At 37.8% G+C, this 16,593-nt stretch carries 11 protein-coding genes and 1 tRNA gene; 6 read left to right on the top strand and 6 right to left on the bottom strand.

Annotated elements, in window-relative coordinates; translation table 11 throughout:
* The first annotated feature begins 103 nt into the window (after window positions 1-103).
* Window positions 104-1,417, top strand: a complete 1,314-nt coding sequence (locus tag I6F40_RS02650; RefSeq protein ID WP_166376369.1) for an adenylosuccinate synthase — start codon at window positions 104-106, stop codon at window positions 1,415-1,417.
* Between the two features lie 111 nt (window positions 1,418-1,528).
* Window positions 1,529-2,167, top strand: a complete 639-nt coding sequence (locus tag I6F40_RS02645; protein ID WP_007586412.1) for a tetratricopeptide repeat protein — start codon at window positions 1,529-1,531, stop codon at window positions 2,165-2,167.
* 70 nt (window positions 2,168-2,237) lie between these two features.
* Here I6F40_RS02645 and I6F40_RS02640 read toward each other — a convergent pair whose 3' ends face one another.
* Window positions 2,238-4,085 carry a cation:proton antiporter gene (locus I6F40_RS02640; protein ID WP_007586413.1) on the bottom strand — a complete coding sequence of 616 codons (1,848 nt, stop codon included), beginning with the start codon at window positions 4,083-4,085 and terminating at the stop codon, window positions 2,238-2,240.
* Window positions 4,086-4,956: 871 nt separating this feature from the next.
* Here I6F40_RS02640 and proB point away from each other — a divergent pair.
* Both proB and I6F40_RS02630 read left to right on the top strand, forming a co-directional pair.
* On the top strand, window positions 4,957-6,063 hold the full coding sequence (proB, locus tag I6F40_RS02635) for a glutamate 5-kinase (RefSeq protein WP_024610440.1): 1,107 nt from the start codon (window positions 4,957-4,959) through the stop codon (window positions 6,061-6,063).
* Complete coding sequence (locus tag I6F40_RS02630) at window positions 6,060-7,307, top strand: glutamate-5-semialdehyde dehydrogenase (protein WP_166376370.1); 1,248 nt, start codon at window positions 6,060-6,062, stop codon at window positions 7,305-7,307. The genes proB and I6F40_RS02630 overlap by 4 nt, the downstream gene beginning before the upstream one ends.
* Before the next feature lie 71 nt (window positions 7,308-7,378).
* Here the strand turns inward: I6F40_RS02630 and I6F40_RS02625 are convergent, their stop codons facing one another.
* From I6F40_RS02625 to I6F40_RS02610, 4 genes are all read right to left on the bottom strand, one after another.
* Window positions 7,379-9,586: a two-component system response regulator gene (locus I6F40_RS02625; RefSeq protein ID WP_166376371.1), complete on the bottom strand. Its 2,208-nt coding sequence runs from the start codon at window positions 9,584-9,586 to the stop codon at window positions 7,379-7,381.
* 59 nt (window positions 9,587-9,645) lie between these two features.
* Window positions 9,646-12,864 carry an ATP-binding protein gene (locus I6F40_RS02620; RefSeq protein WP_166376372.1) on the bottom strand — a complete coding sequence of 1,073 codons (3,219 nt, stop codon included), beginning with the start codon at window positions 12,862-12,864 and terminating at the stop codon, window positions 9,646-9,648.
* Window positions 12,864-14,126: an ABC transporter substrate-binding protein gene (locus tag I6F40_RS02615; protein WP_197192450.1), complete on the bottom strand. Its 1,263-nt coding sequence runs from the start codon at window positions 14,124-14,126 to the stop codon at window positions 12,864-12,866. Before I6F40_RS02615 ends, I6F40_RS02620 begins: the two co-directional genes overlap by 1 nt.
* A gap of 178 nt (window positions 14,127-14,304) precedes the next feature.
* Window positions 14,305-14,380, bottom strand: a tRNA-Ala gene (locus I6F40_RS02610).
* A 166-nt stretch (window positions 14,381-14,546) separates the two neighbouring features.
* On the opposite strand from I6F40_RS02610, the gene I6F40_RS02605 reads away from it, so the two are divergent.
* The gene (locus I6F40_RS02605; RefSeq protein WP_024592478.1) at window positions 14,547-14,942 is read left to right on the top strand and encodes a hypothetical protein; all 396 of its coding nucleotides are present in this window, start codon (window positions 14,547-14,549) and stop codon (window positions 14,940-14,942) included.
* A 1-nt stretch (window position 14,943) separates the two neighbouring features.
* Window positions 14,944-15,444, top strand: a complete 501-nt coding sequence (locus tag I6F40_RS02600; protein WP_166376374.1) for a prolyl-tRNA synthetase associated domain-containing protein — start codon at window positions 14,944-14,946, stop codon at window positions 15,442-15,444.
* Here the strand turns inward: I6F40_RS02600 and I6F40_RS02595 are convergent.
* The gene (locus I6F40_RS02595) at window positions 15,411-16,559 is read right to left on the bottom strand and encodes an MFS transporter (RefSeq protein ID WP_166376375.1); all 1,149 of its coding nucleotides are present in this window, start codon (window positions 16,557-16,559) and stop codon (window positions 15,411-15,413) included. The two genes, I6F40_RS02600 and I6F40_RS02595, sit on opposite strands and share 34 nt — an antisense overlap.
* Window positions 16,560-16,593 lie beyond the last annotated feature (34 nt).

Genomic DNA, 16,593 nt, shown 5'->3' with positions numbered 1-16,593 from the left:
TGGATATAACAAATGCGCGCAGAAAAAATAAGCTGAACAGGGGTGATCTTTACTTTAGTTTTCTGGTAAAATCTCGTCCTAATTTTCTCTAAGTGAATTTACGATGGGTAAAAACGTTGTTGTATTAGGCACCCAATGGGGTGACGAAGGAAAGGGTAAGGTAGTTGATCTCCTTACAGACAAAGCATCTTTAGTAGTTCGTTATCAAGGTGGCCACAATGCGGGTCATACTTTAGTTATCGAAGGTGAAAAGACGGTTCTACACCTTATTCCATCGGGTGTATTACGTGACAATGTTAAATGTGTGATTGGTAATGGTGTAGTTTTATCACCAGAAGCGCTAATGAGAGAAATTGGCATGCTTGAAGAACGCGGCGTACCAGTACGTGAGCGTCTTTTAATAAGTGAAGCATGTCCGCTAATCTTGCCTTTCCATGTTGCATTAGATGTAGCCCGCGAAACTGCTCGTGGCGATAAGCCAATTGGTACAACTGGCCGTGGTATCGGTCCTGCGTACGAAGATAAAGTGGCTCGCCGTGGTTTACGCGTAGGCGATTTATTTAATCCTGAATTATTTGCAGCTAAATTAAAAGAAGTTCTTGAATACCATAACTTCACTTTAGTTAACTACTACAAAGTAGACGCTGTAGATTTCCAAAAAACGTTTGATGATGCAATGGCTGTTGCTGATATCTTAAAAGCAATGGTTGTAGATGTAACTGAGCTTTTAGATCAAACGCGTTTAGCAGGCGAAAACATTTTATTTGAAGGTGCACAAGGTACGTTACTTGATATCGATCACGGTACTTACCCTTATGTAACATCTTCAAATACTACAGCTGGTGGCGTTGCGACTGGTGCAGGTTTTGGTCCATTAAACCTTGATTACGTTTTAGGTATTATTAAAGCGTACACTACACGTGTTGGTTCAGGTCCTTTCCCTACAGAGCTTTACGACGGTCTTGGGAAACAAGATCCAGTTGGTAAGCACTTAGGTGATAAAGGCCATGAGTTTGGCGCTACAACAGGTCGACTTCGTCGTACTGGTTGGTTAGATGCAGTGGCTATGCGCCGTGCGGTTCAAATCAACAGTATTTCAGGTTTTTGTTTAACTAAGCTTGATGTTTTAGACGGCTTAGAAACGCTTAAAATCTGTATTGGTTACAAGCTTGAAGATGGCACAGTTACTAACGTAACACCATTAGCAGCTGAAGGTTACGATAAAGTAACGCCAGTATACGAAGAAATGCCAGGTTGGTCAGAAAACACTGTTGGTGTAACGAGTCTTGACGGTTTACCAAAAGCTGCGATTGACTACATCAAGCGTATTGAAGAAATTACGGGTGTTCCAATTGATATTATTTCTACAGGTCCAGACCGCGTAGAAACTATGGTACTTCGCAACCCGTTTGCGTAATTACCATTAGATTAAAAAAAGCTGCCTAGTGCAGCTTTTTTTGTATCTAAAATTCACCTTGGAACGATCTTTGTATATATTTTAATAAGTTTATTTTTATAAGTGGTGAGCATGCGTTTATTTTACCGTAATTGCGTATTAAGGCTTTCGTTAATTCCGCTGTCTTTATTTATAGCAACCAACAGCTTAGCTACAGAAAGCCCTGCTGCTGTACCGCTGTATACAGAATCTGAGCTAATTGCGTTAATAAATAAAAATACGCATTTAGCGCGGGTAAAGGCAGATGATTGCCAGTTAGTGCAAGATATAGAAGCACGAGCCAATAAAATGGCATTGCCGTCTTATCAATTTTTATACGGCGATATGCTGGCTTATAACGTGTGCGTGGATCGTAATGTAGAGTTAGGTGTGTATTACATGCGAAAAGCGGCTGAACAAGGCTTAGCGGCAGCGCTAGAGCAGTTAGGGCGTTACTACGACACCGGGCGTTTAGTTCAGCAAGATAAAGCAATGGCAATTACGTATTTGCGTGAAGCGTCGTCGCAAGGCAATTTAAAAGCACAACTACGTTTGGTTAAATTATTTAATGATGGCTATGGCAGCCCGCGTGATTTTGAAGATGCATACCGTTGGCTATTTAATTCTATGGTCGCAGATAAAGCGACTCATAAAAAAATTGAGCGAGCGCTGACTAAGTTAGCGCAAAAAATGCCAGATAGTGTGGTTGCGCGAGCTCGCCTTCCTATTTAATGGCTCTTAAAAAACAAAACCCTAACTTTTTAAGTTAGGGTTTTTCAGTTTTTACAGGTAATAAAAGTGTTTAACTTTCTTCTTTAGCCTTTGTTTGCGGGTCTTTTAAGACCGACATTTTAGGCGGCTGTAATGCAACAACACGCTCGCCTTCTTGCGGCGGTTTTTCCATGTTGATTGTAAACGGTCTTAGCTTAATTGGCGTATCGTCGTCGCTGTCTTTATCACCTTTAAGAATAAACAAAGGGATAGCCTCAGGGTTCATTTCTAGGTATTGCTCCCAGCTAAACTCATCCGAGATACGTGTTGAACTAACCTTACCGCCTTTAGCTATGATACTGCTCAAACGTGCGTATGAGCCTTCGTCGCCAAACAATATTTGTCTAGATAAAAACGTTGCACTGTCTTTATTTGCTTTAGCATGCGACGTTGATGAGCGAAGCGAAAATACATTTTTTTCATTAAGTAAATGCGAAAAGTATTGAACGCCTAGCGCATTATGATGACGGTTTGGCGATAGCGCTAAGACACTGCGAATAGTTGTTAGAGGTAAGTAGCGTTCAGCATGCTCTGATTGCGGGTTACCATAATAACAAGCTAAGCCATCCATACGTGCCATTCTGCAGTTTTCCCATGCAGGATCTGAAAGGTGAACCGGAATATTCTGCTCTTGTAAGCCACGTCCAATTGCACGCGATACATGGTTTGCACCAATAATTAATATTGTGTTTGGCGATGGTTGGCGTACACCTAATAGCTTGGCAACAGGGATGGCTGTTAAGCTTTGCAGCACAACCGTAATGATGATCACCGTAAATATAAGTGGCACCATCTTTTCAGCATCAGCAACGCCAGCTTCCATCATACTTAGTGCAAATACCGACCCAACGGCTGCGGCAACTATACCGCGTGGAGCAATCCAGGCAAGTACCAAGCGAGACTTCATTGGTAAGTCAGTACCAAAGGTCGAAATAGCAATACACAGTGGGCGTGCAACAAAAAGCACAATAGCTAAAAATATAAATACATCGCTGTCGAGCATCATCAAATCAGAAAGCTGTAAACGTGCTGCAAGTAAAATAAACAGCGTTGATATTAATATCATCGACAAGTCTTCTTTAAACTCAAGTACAGAATCTATTTCTAAATCGTCTTGGTTCGCAAGCCAAATACCAAATACAGTTACTGCTAATAAGCCTGATTCATGGCTTAAATAGTTTGATACAGAAAAACTAATAAGGACTAGTGCTAAAATTCCAAACTTATGTAATTCAAATGGCAGCCACTCGCGACGCATTAATAGGGTTGTTAGCCAACCTGCAGCAACACCAATACTTAAACCAACACCCAGGGTTTTAACTAAAGCAATAATAGTATGACTAAATACTTCGCCTTGGCCTACAAGCATTACAGCTTCAAATACCAATACAGCAAATAATGCGCCAATTGGGTCTATTACAATACCTTCCCAGCGAAGTATGCGGTCTATGTCTTGTGTTGGACGCATTGAGTTTAATAGCGGTGCTATAACGGTAGGGCCAGTAACAACGAGTACTGCGCCTAGTACCGCAGCAACACGCCAATTGAGCTCAAGCAACCAGTAGGCGCTTAAGCTAATAATAATGCAGGTAGTAAGCATACCGATTGAGCAGAGATTCCTTACAACTTTTCCTATCCCTTTTAATTCTCTGAAATGCAGAGTTAAGGAACCTTCAAATAAAATGATGGCAACGCTTAGTGATACTACCGGAAACAGTAAATCACCTAAAAGTGCATCAGGGTCTAAAACACCACTAAATGGTCCAAGTAAAAGACCAGTAAGCAATAAAAAAAGAATAGCGGGTACTCTAAAAGCCCACGCGACCCATTGGGCAAGCACAGAGCAAAGTGCGATACCGGCTATGTAAATTGCTGACATAGATTAAGAATTCCTTATTTATGACGATATGTTTAGAAAGTATAACTTTTGTTAATTATTAATACAGGGGTATACACCGGAAACTGAAATATTACTAATCAATTTTAGCTGCTTATAAAAGATTAGTAGGCTTAAATTATTTAGCGAGAACTTAGCCAGCTTATTTTAAAGTGTATTAATTGTTTAATTTATTGAATTTTAATAACAATATAAAGGGTATGAGTGTTTCGTATTAACTTAGTTCGAATTCTAACCTTGATTTTAAAGGGGTATTTGGTGTATTATACTTCGTGTTCTAATAATTAGTCATCTAACCAAGTTTATTGAAGATAAAACAGGCTTGTTAATCTTAACGTCATTTTTAATCTTTATAATCATGAGTTAGTAATGTTTCTAGTATTTGAGCATTACAAAATATCATTTGCCGAATTCTTGGTATGGTTTTGCCGAACAAGTTTATTTAATTATTTAAGTAAATAAAGGTTTGAGTTGAACTATTACTTTCAATATTTAGCCCCTCATCGTGGCGGTTAAATCTCGGTCCTTTGGTCTTCACCCTATCTGTTGGTGTATCAGACTTTAGAGGCTCTATGTATGTTGTTAATAAAAAAGCCACACACAGCTTTTTACAGCGATGCATAAACAACACTTTTAAATTTTTTGATTAGTGCTGCTCAATATTATTGGGTTGTTGCTACTTTATACTTAACCTCAAATCTAAACTTCTTGTTTTAGATATGGCTTTTGCGTGTGTGTAAAAAAGTGTTGCCTAAATGACAAGACAAATTCGAAGCTATGTTTTATACCTAGCTACCTAGTTTTAGCTTATCGAGTAAAGATGAGCGCAGATAAAATGGAAAGTTGAGCTCTTATGCAAAAGTTAAATTGGCGACGTATCGTACTTAAAGTAGGTAGTGCTTTAATTGCACCAGATCAAGATGGCTGTCGTTCACGCTACTTACTAACTATCGCACAGTTTATTGTTCGTTGTCGTGCCCGTGGTATTGAAGTTATTTTAGTTTCATCGGGTTCTGTAGCAGCAGGCGCACACTTATTCCCATCGGATAAGCCACGAACTGTTGTTATGAAAAAAGCAATGGCGGCAGCAGGTCAAACTGAAATGATGGCAATGTGGGATCGATTTTTTGATTTCCCTTCAGCGCAATTATTACTAACACATGGTGATTTACGTGACCATGACCGCTATCAGAGTATTCGCGAAACTGTATTTACCTTACTAGAGCACGGTGTATTACCTATTATTAATGAAAATGATGCTGTAACGACCGATGATCTAAAAGTAGGTGACAACGATAATTTATCAGCGATGGTAGCAGCTGCGGCAGATGCAGATGCATTATTAATATTTTCAGATGTTGATGGCTTATACGATAAAAATCCAAATTTACATGATGATGCAGTTCTATTGCCTGAAATAAAATCAATTGATGAATCTATTTATGCTATGGCAGGATGTGCTACAAGTTCAGTAGGCACGGGCGGTATGAAAACCAAAATAGAAGCGGCAGAAAAAGCGACTTCACATGGTATCGCAACGTATATTATAAATGGTTTTAAAGAAGAAACATTTACACAGCTATTAGCAGGTGAGAACCCTGGTAGCATATTTTTACCTTACGAAAAACCAATGCAAGATTCTGTTCATTGGATGACACACACAGCAAACGAGCAAGGCGAAGTTGTTGTTGATGGATCATTCGATGAATCATTAGAAGGTGAAACTGGCTGTATTCGCGGCGATGAAATAATGGAAGTGCACGGCGAGTTTGCCGTTGGTGATACTATTTTAGTTCGTAGTGAAGATGGCACTCGGTTAGCGAAAGCGACCGCAAATTATAGTAGTTGTTTGTTGAACTTTATTGCAGACAACGAACAAAGTGAATTCAGTGAGAAAATGCAGGATTCAATTGGACCTGTAATATCTGAGAAATATATCGCATTATTGGAGAAGTCATGAGCTTAATTACAGACATTTCACGTCAGGCAGCTAAAGCTGCATTAACACTTGCTTTACTCGATACCGAGACAAAAGATCAAGTATTAACAGAGATTGCAGCAGCACTTAGAGCTCAAAAAGCATTTATAATCAAAGAAAACGAAAGTGACCTAAGCGCAGCGCGCGACAATAATTTAGCAGCCTCAATGATCGACCGCTTAACGCTAAACGATGAACGTATTGAAGCTATGGCAGAAGGCATTGAAGTAATCGTAAGCCTAGATGATCCTGTTGGTCAGCTACGTGATATCACAGAGCGTCCAAATGGCATTAAAATTCGTAAAATGCGCGTACCTCTTGGCGTTGTATGTATGATTTACGAAGCACGCCCAAATGTAACAGCAGACGCTGGCGCATTATGTTTTAAATCAGGTAATGGCGTAATTTTACGTGGCGGTAAAGAAGCACTTAAAAGTTCGCAAGCTATCGCAAGTGTAATGCACAGCGTACTTGAAAAGCATAACTTACCAGTATCACTTATTTCAGTAATTCCAGATCCAGATCGTGCACTATTAATGGAATTAATGCAGCAACGTGAAAGCATTGACTTAATAATTCCACGTGGCGGTGAAGGCTTAATTAACTTTGTAACTGAAAACAGTACGATCCCAGTAATTCAGCATTACAAAGGTGTTTGTCATCTATATGTAGATAAAGATGCAGATCTAGAAATTGCGCTTAACTTACTACTTAACGGAAAAACACAACGTACGGGTGTTTGTAATGCACTAGAGGGCTTAGTAGTTCATCAAGATGTTGCAGATGAGTTTTTAAATCTGTGCGCAGTTGTATTACGCCAAGAAGGTGTAAAAATAAATGCCGACAGCCTTGCAGCTAAATACTTCGATAATGCAACTGTTTTAGCCGATAACGAATTTGGTGAAGAATATCTAGACCTAGAAATCGCTATTCGCGTTGTTCCAAGCTTTACAGCAGCGGTTGAACACATTGCGCAGTTTGGATCAAACCACACTGAAGTAATTTGCACTAAAAATGAAGCCGCTGCAGAGTTATTCCAGCGTAGTGTAGATGCTTCTGTAGTGATGGTTAATACATCATCTCGTTTCTCTGATGGCTCACAACTGGGTTTAGGTGCAGAAATTGGTATAGCAACCTCTAAGCTTCATGCGTACGGTCCAATGGGGCTTGAGTCACTGACTACTGAAAAGTATTTAGTTAATGGAGTAGGCCAAGTTCGCGAGTAACCGCAAACTTAGGTTCATAAAAAGCCGAGCATATTCATGCTCGGCTTTTTAGTTTATAAATTACGCTAGGGCTACGTCAGCTTTTTAAGCCAATCGCTTGCAGGTTCAGGTCTATGTAAATAATAGCCTTGAAGAATAACTTCTGGATATTCCTGCAATAAATCAAAGTGGGACTGGTTCTCTACGCCTTCAGCTACAACCTCTAATTCGAATAAGCGACCTAAGCTTACAATCATATCAATAATTAATTTATCGTTATTATCAGTCGGTGCTTCTAAAACAAAAGAACGGTCAATTTTTAGTTCTTGTATTGGTAATTGTTTTAGATAAGTTAAGCTCGAATATCCAGTACCGAAGTCATCAATTGATACTCTTACACCTAACTTTTTAAGAAGGTGAACAGCACTAATTGCTGCTTCCATATGATTAAGTAAAGTACCTTCAATAATCTCAATAGTCAGCTGTTGAGGATTAATGCTATGCAGTTCTATTTGTTGGCTGATGAAGTTTAAAAACCGAGGTTCATGAAAATGTCTGCCACTTATATTAATTGATAGGTTTAACTCAGGGTGAGTTTTACTAAGTTGCGTTAATATTTCAAGTGCATTTGAAGTTACCCAGCAATCTAAGTCATAAATAATATCAGACTCTTCTGCAATCGGTATAAACTCTCCAGGACTAATAAAGCCTTTTTGAGGATGTTCCCACCTTAATAAAACCTCTGCACCTTTAAGCGTTTGATTTCTGTCAAATTGAGATTGCAAATAAAGGGAAAGTTCATTTTGAGTAATTGCTTTACGCAAATCTTGCTCTATTTCAAAACGGCGTTTTGCTTGCTCGCCAAATGAAGTATCAAAAAAGGTAATTCTGTTACCGCCTTTCTCTTTTGCTTTATAGCAAGCAGCCTCACAGTTTCGGATGGTTTCTATAGCGCTTTCCCATTGATCTTCTCGAGGGAAAATATACGTACCAATACTTACAGTTAAACTTACTTCTTGTTCATCAACGAAGAAAGGCTGATTTACGGCAATCAATAACTCTTGAGCTTTTCGCTCTGCAATAGCTTGAGCCCTAACTCGGCCAATACCTTTATCAAGTGTGCACAACGCTGTAAATTCATCACTGCCTAGGCGTGCAATGACATCTTTTTTATCAAGATGAGAATGAATACGTTTGGTAAGCTTTTTAAGTATTTTATCTCCGGCAAGTAAACCCAATCCATCATTAATTGAGCGAAAGCTATCAATATCAATAATATAAATATAAGCGTAACTTTTTTCTGCCGTGCAGATCTGAAGCCGTTGCTCTAATTGTTTTAAAAATCCGTTACGATTAGGTAGGCCGGTAAGTTCATCATGCCATGTTAGGTAATCTATTCGCTCTTGAGTAACCTTTAAACTAGATATATCGCTAAATACACCAATGTAATGAACGTTTGTATCTTGTTCGCTTTTAACCATACTCAGTGTTAGTAACTCGGGATAAAGCTCGCCATTTTTACGTCTTGTGACTAGCTCTCCACTCCAGTAGCCTGCTTTATTTGCATGATTCCATACTTGATCAAAACTAATGCTTGGGTGGTTATTTTGCTTTATATCATGTAATTGCATCTGCAGAGAATCAGCCTCACAATAACCAGTAATACGGCAGAATGAGGGGTTTACAGCAATTATTTTACCATTACTGTCTGTAATAACCACGCCATCTGCTGTACCAGTTAAAGCTTGATAAAATAACTTTTGCTTTGATGAAAGCTGCTTTAACTCTTCTTCACGTTGACTTAATTCTAGTGCTAGAGATTCAATTTCGAGGAGCTTATCGTGCAGGTCAAAGTTTTTTTCTATTAATCTATCAAGCATTCCTTGCGCCGTTATGTGGGTGCGAATACGAGCTCTAACTAATGCCAATTTATAAGGCTTGTGTATGTAATCAATTGCGCCCATAGCAAAGCCTTTTTCTTCCGACTCTTCCTCGGTAAGCGCAGTAACAAATATGACGGGGATCCCTTTAGTATTTTGTTTCGCTTTAAGTATATTGCATACTTCGTAGCCGTCCATGCCGGGCATCATTATGTCTAATAAAATCAAGTCAGGCCGAGTTGACTCAATAAAGATCAAAGCCTGCTCACCACTAGTAGAAATACGTACATCGTAATCAGTTAAAAGTCCTTCTACTAATACGTGTAAATTACTAGGTTCGTCATCAACAATAAGAATTAAAGGTTTATGTTTTTGAGCTGTTATTAATCCTGTATTGTTAGCGAGATAATTTGAATGCACTATGTATCCTTTTTTGCGTTCTTTACAATATTAAATCTAGTTCAGGTTAGTGGTTATGCCTAATTTTTATTATCGTTTCTATACTTATCAATAAGCTCAATTACTAACGCGTAGTTAAAATGTTCAATTGCTTTTTTGAGCTTAAATAGAGAGTGGTCTCTATCATATTGATTCATTTCTAGCTGTCTAACCAAATTGCTAGGTACGGGGCGAGCCGTTAATGCTAATGAGTATATATTATCAATAACCGAGTCTTCGTTTTCTAGTTCATGTAGCTGTATATGTTCTTTTTTAAAGCTGTCAGCTATCAAAAATTGTTTTACAGCAAAAAGTGTAAGTATTAATTGTTCATTAAAATGAGATAAGTTAATACTCTGCTCATCTATTAAGCTTTTCTCAACACTTTGCGTGCTTTGTTGCAGTAGCTCCAAGCCTAATGTGCCGGCCAACCCTTTGAGTGTATGTACTAGTCGAATTAAGCTTTCTAACTCTCCATTTTTGATTAATATATCAGCTTCAATCGAAAAGTCATTGTAATCGTTGACAAACTGAGTAAATAATTTAGCTAGCAATTCGTCATTGTTTTCTAGGTTTTCTTTTGCTAAAGGCAGGTTTATAGTGCTCAGAGATTCGCGACTTTGCAGATACTTTTCTATACTTTCGTAAAGCGCATCAAAAATAATCGGTTTTCCTAAAAAGTCATCCATACCCGCTCTAAACGCTGCTTTTTTATCATTAGGATCTGCGGCTGCCGTAATTGCAATTATGGGAGTTTTGTAGCCTCGCTCTCTTAATATGCTTGTTGCTTCTAGTCCGTCCATAACTGGCATTTGAACGTCCATAAAAATAATATCGATGTCATGTTCATCTACTTTTTGTAATGCATCATGCCCATTGTTAGCAATGATCACGGTCATATCTAATCTTGCTAAAAGGGCGGAGGCTATTTCTTGGTTAATTTTATTATCGTCCACAACTAATGCATTAAAACCCGAGAATTTAGGATGAGGCTTTAATTGCTTTTCTTTAAAATTATTTGGTGAAAGTTTTCTTAAAATTTCTACTTCACTATTTTTATTACCAATAATTATAATGTCTATATTTTCATTTTTTTCAATTGGCTCAGGAGACTCTTCATCGGTAATTAATAAAATAAGTGTCAATTTTTCACTAGCGTTTTTATTTTGAGCGTACAGTTGTTGTAAAATAAAGTTATCGTTGAGCTCTTTTTGCTCTATCGACATTATTACAATACTAAATGGGCCACTAGGCTGAGACATTTTTGCAATGGCTCTTAATGGTTCTTGTGTTGTTTCTGTCGTTATATTTATATCACTTAGCAAGTCCATTAATCTTTTAATTTGCTCATTATCGGGGCTAATTAATAAGGCGTGTTTTTTAAGCTTTTGTTGCTCAGATAAAGTAAAGGGTAGAGTAAAGAAAAACTCGCTACCTTGATTAATCGTGCTCCTTACTTGTATATCTCCGCCCAGCAATTTAGTTAATTGTTTGCTTATAGTGAGTCCTAACCCGGTCCCACCATACTTTCTTGTTGTGCTTGAATCACCTTGCGAGAAAGACTGAAATATAATTTTTGATTGCTCTTCAGTCATCCCAATACCCGTGTCTTTTATACTAAAGCGAAGGTTTATTGTTTTTTCGTGTTGAGATGTCGCTTCTATAATTAATGATATTTCACCATGCTCAGTAAACTTAATTGCGTTACCTACACAGTTATTTATTATTTGGCTTAAGTGCATTGGGTCGCCAATAAGTTCAAGTCCTGCATCAACGTGTAAAGTAAAGTTTAATAACAAGCCTTTTTGCTTGGCGTTTGTTGAGAATAAATTTTGAACGTTAGAAACTATAGTATGTAAGGTAAAAGGGATTTGCTCTAACTGGACTTTTTCTGATTCTAGTTTAGAAAAATCCAGAATGTTATTTAAAATCTGTAATAAATTTTGAGCACTTGAAAGAGCTTTATCTGCGTAGTGTTTTTGCCTTGAGGGAAGCTCGCTGCTTTGTAAAAGTTGCAACATACCTAATATGCCATTCATTGGGGTGCGAAGTTCATGACTCATATTGGCTACAAAATCTATTTTTGTTTTATTGGCTTTATCAGTTTGCTCTATAGCACTTGTCAGGTCGGCATTCATTGCCTCCATTTGGGAATTTAATACGCGGGTTTCGTTGAGTAGCTCTTTGGTTTGCTTATTTTTTAAATATAAAGCATTAGCTGCTTTTATTACCGACGCTATTTCAGTTTGATTTTGGCTGTTATTTGAAATAGTTACTGGCTTTTCGCTATTCATATCTTTAAGTAATAAAGTGAGCTGAGTAATTGGTTTTATAACCGATCTAAAAATAAAATAGCTTAAAAATAAAATGATTAACATAATTAAAACGGCAAATATATTTGCCTGTTCTGTATTTTTTGTTAAGTGGTTACTTAGTAGTTTTTCTGTTTTGGTTAGTTTATTTTTTTCTATATTTTTAATTTCATTAGTTAAATACAGCAATTCGTTTTCTATGCCTGTAAGCACTACATTTACAGAAAAAGTGTAGCTACGGGTGAGTAATACAAGTTGGTTATAAGCCTGTTTTAAGCGTGTTGTTTTATTGGAGAGGGATTCATTTATTACAGAGGTGCTCGTTAGTTTTTTATGTAAGTGATTTAGGTTTAGTTTTACATTTTGTGCTTCATCAAAATTAGGTTTATAGAGGTAGCTTATAATTGCGTGTTTTAAATTACTTATTGTGAGTAAAGCATCGTTTAAAATAACTTTATTACTATCGCTTGAAGACCCTTCTAAATTACTAATTGTTACTTGTAAGTCATCTATAGGCTTTTTGAACTGAGTAGTGTAAAGGAGTTCGCGTTTTTGTCTGTTTACGACAACTTGGCCAAATGCAGCTTGGTAATTATTTAAATACTCGCCAAGACGTACTAATGAGTTATTGTACTGTGCTGTGTGGTTTAAATCGTTTTCTTTTAGTTGATTAAGGTTTAGATTTGCCTTATTTAAATAAAAATTAAATTTGGTAATGGTATTTTCATTTGCATGGTCAATAAATGAAATTGCATGCCATTGCAAAGAGATAATATCGTTTTCTAAGAGGTTCACAACTTCACTTTGAATAAGCGCGTTATGCTGCGACTTTTGTAAGTTAAGTAAGAACTTTTGCGAATAGTTAAACAAATAGCTTTGCAAAAGAAGTAATCCAATCAGCGGACACAAAGCTAAAATTATTTTTGATTTTATTGAACGTATTATCATTATCGGCTAATCAACTCATACCATTTTTGCAGACTGTAGTCATAGGTTGGCATAACTGTGTTCCATACTGCTACATTGCTAAAGCGTTTATGGTAACTACCGCCGTTACGTTGCTCACCTGCTTTTACTGCTACGTCACCATTTGTATTTAATAAATCTATGCTTGTTGCTTTTCCACCGTACCAGTAATCCCACTCAGCTGGAGATAGGAGGAGTTTAGATCGTTGTGGGTTACTAATGTAATAACCTTGGCGAGCAATAAATGCACCAGGCCAGCCTGAAAGCCACCAATTCATATAATCGTAAGCTGCATCTTTTACGCTACTTTGTGTTTGTGACGATAAACACATAACACCATGCCAGCCTCGGTAGCCTTCTTTTGGCGCAGCAAAACGAACATTAATATTTTGGCTGTTTAACGCAGAGACGGCAGGCGAAAACATACTTTCTATATGGGCTCGCTTACTTTTCATAAATTCAATCGACTCAGGAACCGAGTTCCAATAGCCACTAAAGTGACCTTGGCGTTTAAAGTCGAGTAATATACTAAACAATCTATCAAGTTCTGGGCGAGTCATCGCACCTATATTTTTAAATTTTATAAGCCCTTTACTTTGCGCTGCTAGGGCTAGGTCAAATAGTCCAATGGTAGGCGCATTTACGATAGCTACTTTACCTCTGTTCTCGTCATCAAGCAGCCAACTCCAGCTTTCGGTTTCGTATGCTATAACGGGCTTAATAAAATCGGTGTTGTAACCAAAAGAGTCAACATTATGCACATAAGGTAAAAAGCTAATATGATCGCTTTCTTGTGCGCTTAATGTGCCATCGGGTTGAACATTTAATAATTTATAGGGAGCATCACCTGCACCAATACTTGCAGTTTCGGTTAATTTTCCCGTTTTAGTAAGTGGATTTATCTCGTTAAAGTAGGTGAGTCGTTTTTTTTCTATTGGCTGTATAGAACCTGCATCCCAAAGCACATTAATGCTGTTTGACCATTGTTCGTATAAATCAAAGGAGCTAGGGTCCATTGATGCCTTTTGCAAAACGGCAGCGCTGCCTGCGGGAGTAAATTCTATATTAATACCCAAGTCACTCATCGCTTGTTTGCGGATAGCCTCTTGGAGTGTTACATGCGTACCAAGCACTCTTAATGTGACTTTTTTTCGGGCAAAAACATAAGGCGCATGTGTTATTGCACCAGCTGTTAAACCTATAGCAGCTAGCTTTTTTAGCGTTGAACGCTTAGGGTTGTCCATGTTAAGCCTAAAGTACTAATGTGTGACATTATGTATAGCTAAGAACTTGTAAAGACACAAGTTGAATGGATAAATTTAAAATTATATAGAATGAGAAATTAAAATAGTAGGGTATCAAAAAATAATAAAACAATGGAAAAATAGAAAAGTAGAGCGAATTTGAAAAGGAGTAGGAAAGTGGTGGAGCTAAGCAGGATCGAACTGCTGACCTCCTGCGTGCAAGGCAGGCGCTCTCCCAGCTGAGCTATAGCCCCACATTCCTAAGTTACATATAATGTAACTGCTTGACTGCTGAGTTCCAAGCGGGACGAACTTTAAGTTTTTTTATAAAATTGGTCAAGTATTTTTTCGTAAATTTTCACTGTTTACGTCAATTTTTGTTAGACTCGGCTTAATTCAAAACTAAAACGATAAAAAACAATGAAAAAATGTGTTCTAGCGCTTATGGTTTTACTCGCTGGCTGTGCCTCAAATGATGAGCCGCCTTTTGAAATAAATAATAAACAGTTTCACGAAAAGCAAGATGAGCAAGGCAATAAGCTTTTTGCTTATGTTGTTTCGGTAAAAGCTAAGCATCGTGAAAACTTTAACCTAGACCGTGGTCCTAACAATAGACCAAGCCGTGGTGAGGTTAAGCAGTATATAGAGAAAGAGCATTTTGAAGAGTCGAGCATTCTAAAGTTACAGCTAGAAGACCAAGCAGTTGAATTATTAAATCAAGAGCTAAAAGAGCGTAAATACTGCGATAACAAACATGAAGTTAATGATGTTTTATGGCGAGATTTGAGTGTACAGCTAAGAGGGCGTTGTTTGTAATATGTTGCCTGATAAAACTAAGTTAGCAGAGCTTTTAGCGGACCTAAATATTACTTACGATGCAATAGAACATCCGCCGCTACATACTAGCTTAGCGGCTGATGAGTTTATGATTGAGCGCCCAGGTACTCGTCTTAAAAACCTATTTTTACGCGATAACGAAGGCAAGCGACACTTTTTAGTTATTACAGCGCACAATAAGCAACTCGACTTAAAGGCACTATCAAAGCAACAAGGGCTTTCACGCTTAGGGTTTGCATCGAGTGAGCGGCTAGCTAAATATTTAAAAGTGGCTCCTGGGTGTGTATCTATGTTGGCTCTTTTAAATGATAAGCAAAACGAAGTGAGCTTATGGGTTGACCAAGATATTTGGCACGGTGATTTGTTTCATTGTCATCCGTTTGAAAACACCCAAACATGGTTGCTTAGTAAAGCTGATTTAGAAACATTTTTTAATTACACAAAGCATCAACCGCGCGTTGTATTTTTACCCTCAAAATAAGCCCACATAATTAACGATAAACCACATAAGCAAACTGCAAGCAGCGTAAACATAAACGCTGTTTGCCCATGATGTTGGTATACCACACCGGGTAATAACGACCCCAATGCACCGCCACTGTAATAAAACGATACATATCCGCCATTAGTTACACTTGGCGGGGCTTTACTTATTTTATTAACGAGCGGTGCGGCAGTTGAATGAATCACAAACATAGCACCACAAAACAAAGTAAATGCGATTAAAAATAAGCTAAGCTGGTGGCTCATTAATAAAATAATACTCACACTATAAAAACTAAATACCGCAGTTAATAAATGCCAAGGCGAAGGGACTTTTTTAAGCAACCAAGGTGCAGCAATAGAGGCGAGGGCACCAACTAAATAACCACTGTAAACTAAACCTATGTCACGAGTATTGGTAATTAAAAACGTGTTTTGTAATATAAACGGTAAGTAATTAAGTAATGCAGCAAAACAAAAAAACATACAAAAAACGGCACCGTACACTTTAAGGATAGCGCCTTCTTTAAGTTGTTTAATGTAATCCAGAGGGGAGAGCTGCGACGGTGTAGCTGGGTTTGTAAAGCGAGAATGCTTAATTGTCAAAGCTAAGCAAATAAGCATAAAAGCAATTACGTAATAAAAGCTCTGCCAATTCCATAAGTCGCTAAACAAAGCTGCGAGCACACGTCCAAAGTAACCACCAACTATACTGCTACCAATATATAGGGTCATATTTTTTTGAAGTGTATCAGCGCTATAGCTCATACCTATATAGCTAGTCATTGCTGTTAAAGCTGCAGGGAGCGTTAAACCTTGTAAAAATCTGACTAATAATAAAAGCTCAAAGCTAGGTACATAAATAAAAAGTAAGCAGCTAAGGCCTAAAAGCACCATTGCAATACGTAATATAAGTAGTGGATTTATTGTTGCTAAAAATAAACCATAAACGAGCGGAGCAATGGCTAAGGGCAGCATAGTTGCAGTCATTAAGCTGCCAGCTACCGCAGGTGCTACATTAAATTCGCTCGCAAAAAGGCTAAGTAGGGGTTGCGGTGCATAAAGCACAAAAAATATAAATACCGAGCAAACGAGTAGATGAGGTAAACGCATTATATGGCTTGTGCATTTGCTGATTGGTTGCGTG

Source organism: Pseudoalteromonas sp. SWXJ133, from assembly GCF_015864365.1.
Taxonomy (GTDB): domain Bacteria; phylum Pseudomonadota; class Gammaproteobacteria; order Enterobacterales; family Alteromonadaceae; genus Pseudoalteromonas; species Pseudoalteromonas arctica.
This window is presented reverse-complemented; position numbering and strand designations above follow the sequence as displayed.

What these genes read in the sequence shown, in the direction of transcription:
- I6F40_RS02650 (WP_166376369.1), top strand. Translation starts at nt 104, where the DNA reads ATGGGTAAAAACGTTGTTGTATTAGGCACCCAATGGGGTGACGAAGGA.
- I6F40_RS02645 (WP_007586412.1), top strand. Translation starts at nt 1,529, where the DNA reads ATGCGTTTATTTTACCGTAATTGCGTATTAAGGCTTTCGTTAATTCCG.
- I6F40_RS02640 (WP_007586413.1), bottom strand. Translation starts at nt 4,085, where the DNA reads ATGTCAGCAATTTACATAGCCGGTATCGCACTTTGCTCTGTGCTTGCC.
- proB (WP_024610440.1), top strand. Translation starts at nt 4,957, where the DNA reads ATGCAAAAGTTAAATTGGCGACGTATCGTACTTAAAGTAGGTAGTGCT.
- I6F40_RS02630 (WP_166376370.1), top strand. Translation starts at nt 6,060, where the DNA reads ATGAGCTTAATTACAGACATTTCACGTCAGGCAGCTAAAGCTGCATTA.
- I6F40_RS02620 (WP_166376372.1), bottom strand. Translation starts at nt 12,864, where the DNA reads ATGATAATACGTTCAATAAAATCAAAAATAATTTTAGCTTTGTGTCCG.
- I6F40_RS02615 (WP_197192450.1), bottom strand. Translation starts at nt 14,126, where the DNA reads ATGGACAACCCTAAGCGTTCAACGCTAAAAAAGCTAGCTGCTATAGGT.
- I6F40_RS02605 (WP_024592478.1), top strand. Translation starts at nt 14,547, where the DNA reads ATGAAAAAATGTGTTCTAGCGCTTATGGTTTTACTCGCTGGCTGTGCC.
- I6F40_RS02600 (WP_166376374.1), top strand. Translation starts at nt 14,944, where the DNA reads ATGTTGCCTGATAAAACTAAGTTAGCAGAGCTTTTAGCGGACCTAAAT.
- I6F40_RS02595 (WP_166376375.1), bottom strand. Translation starts at nt 16,559, where the DNA reads ATGCGTTTACCTCATCTACTCGTTTGCTCGGTATTTATATTTTTTGTG.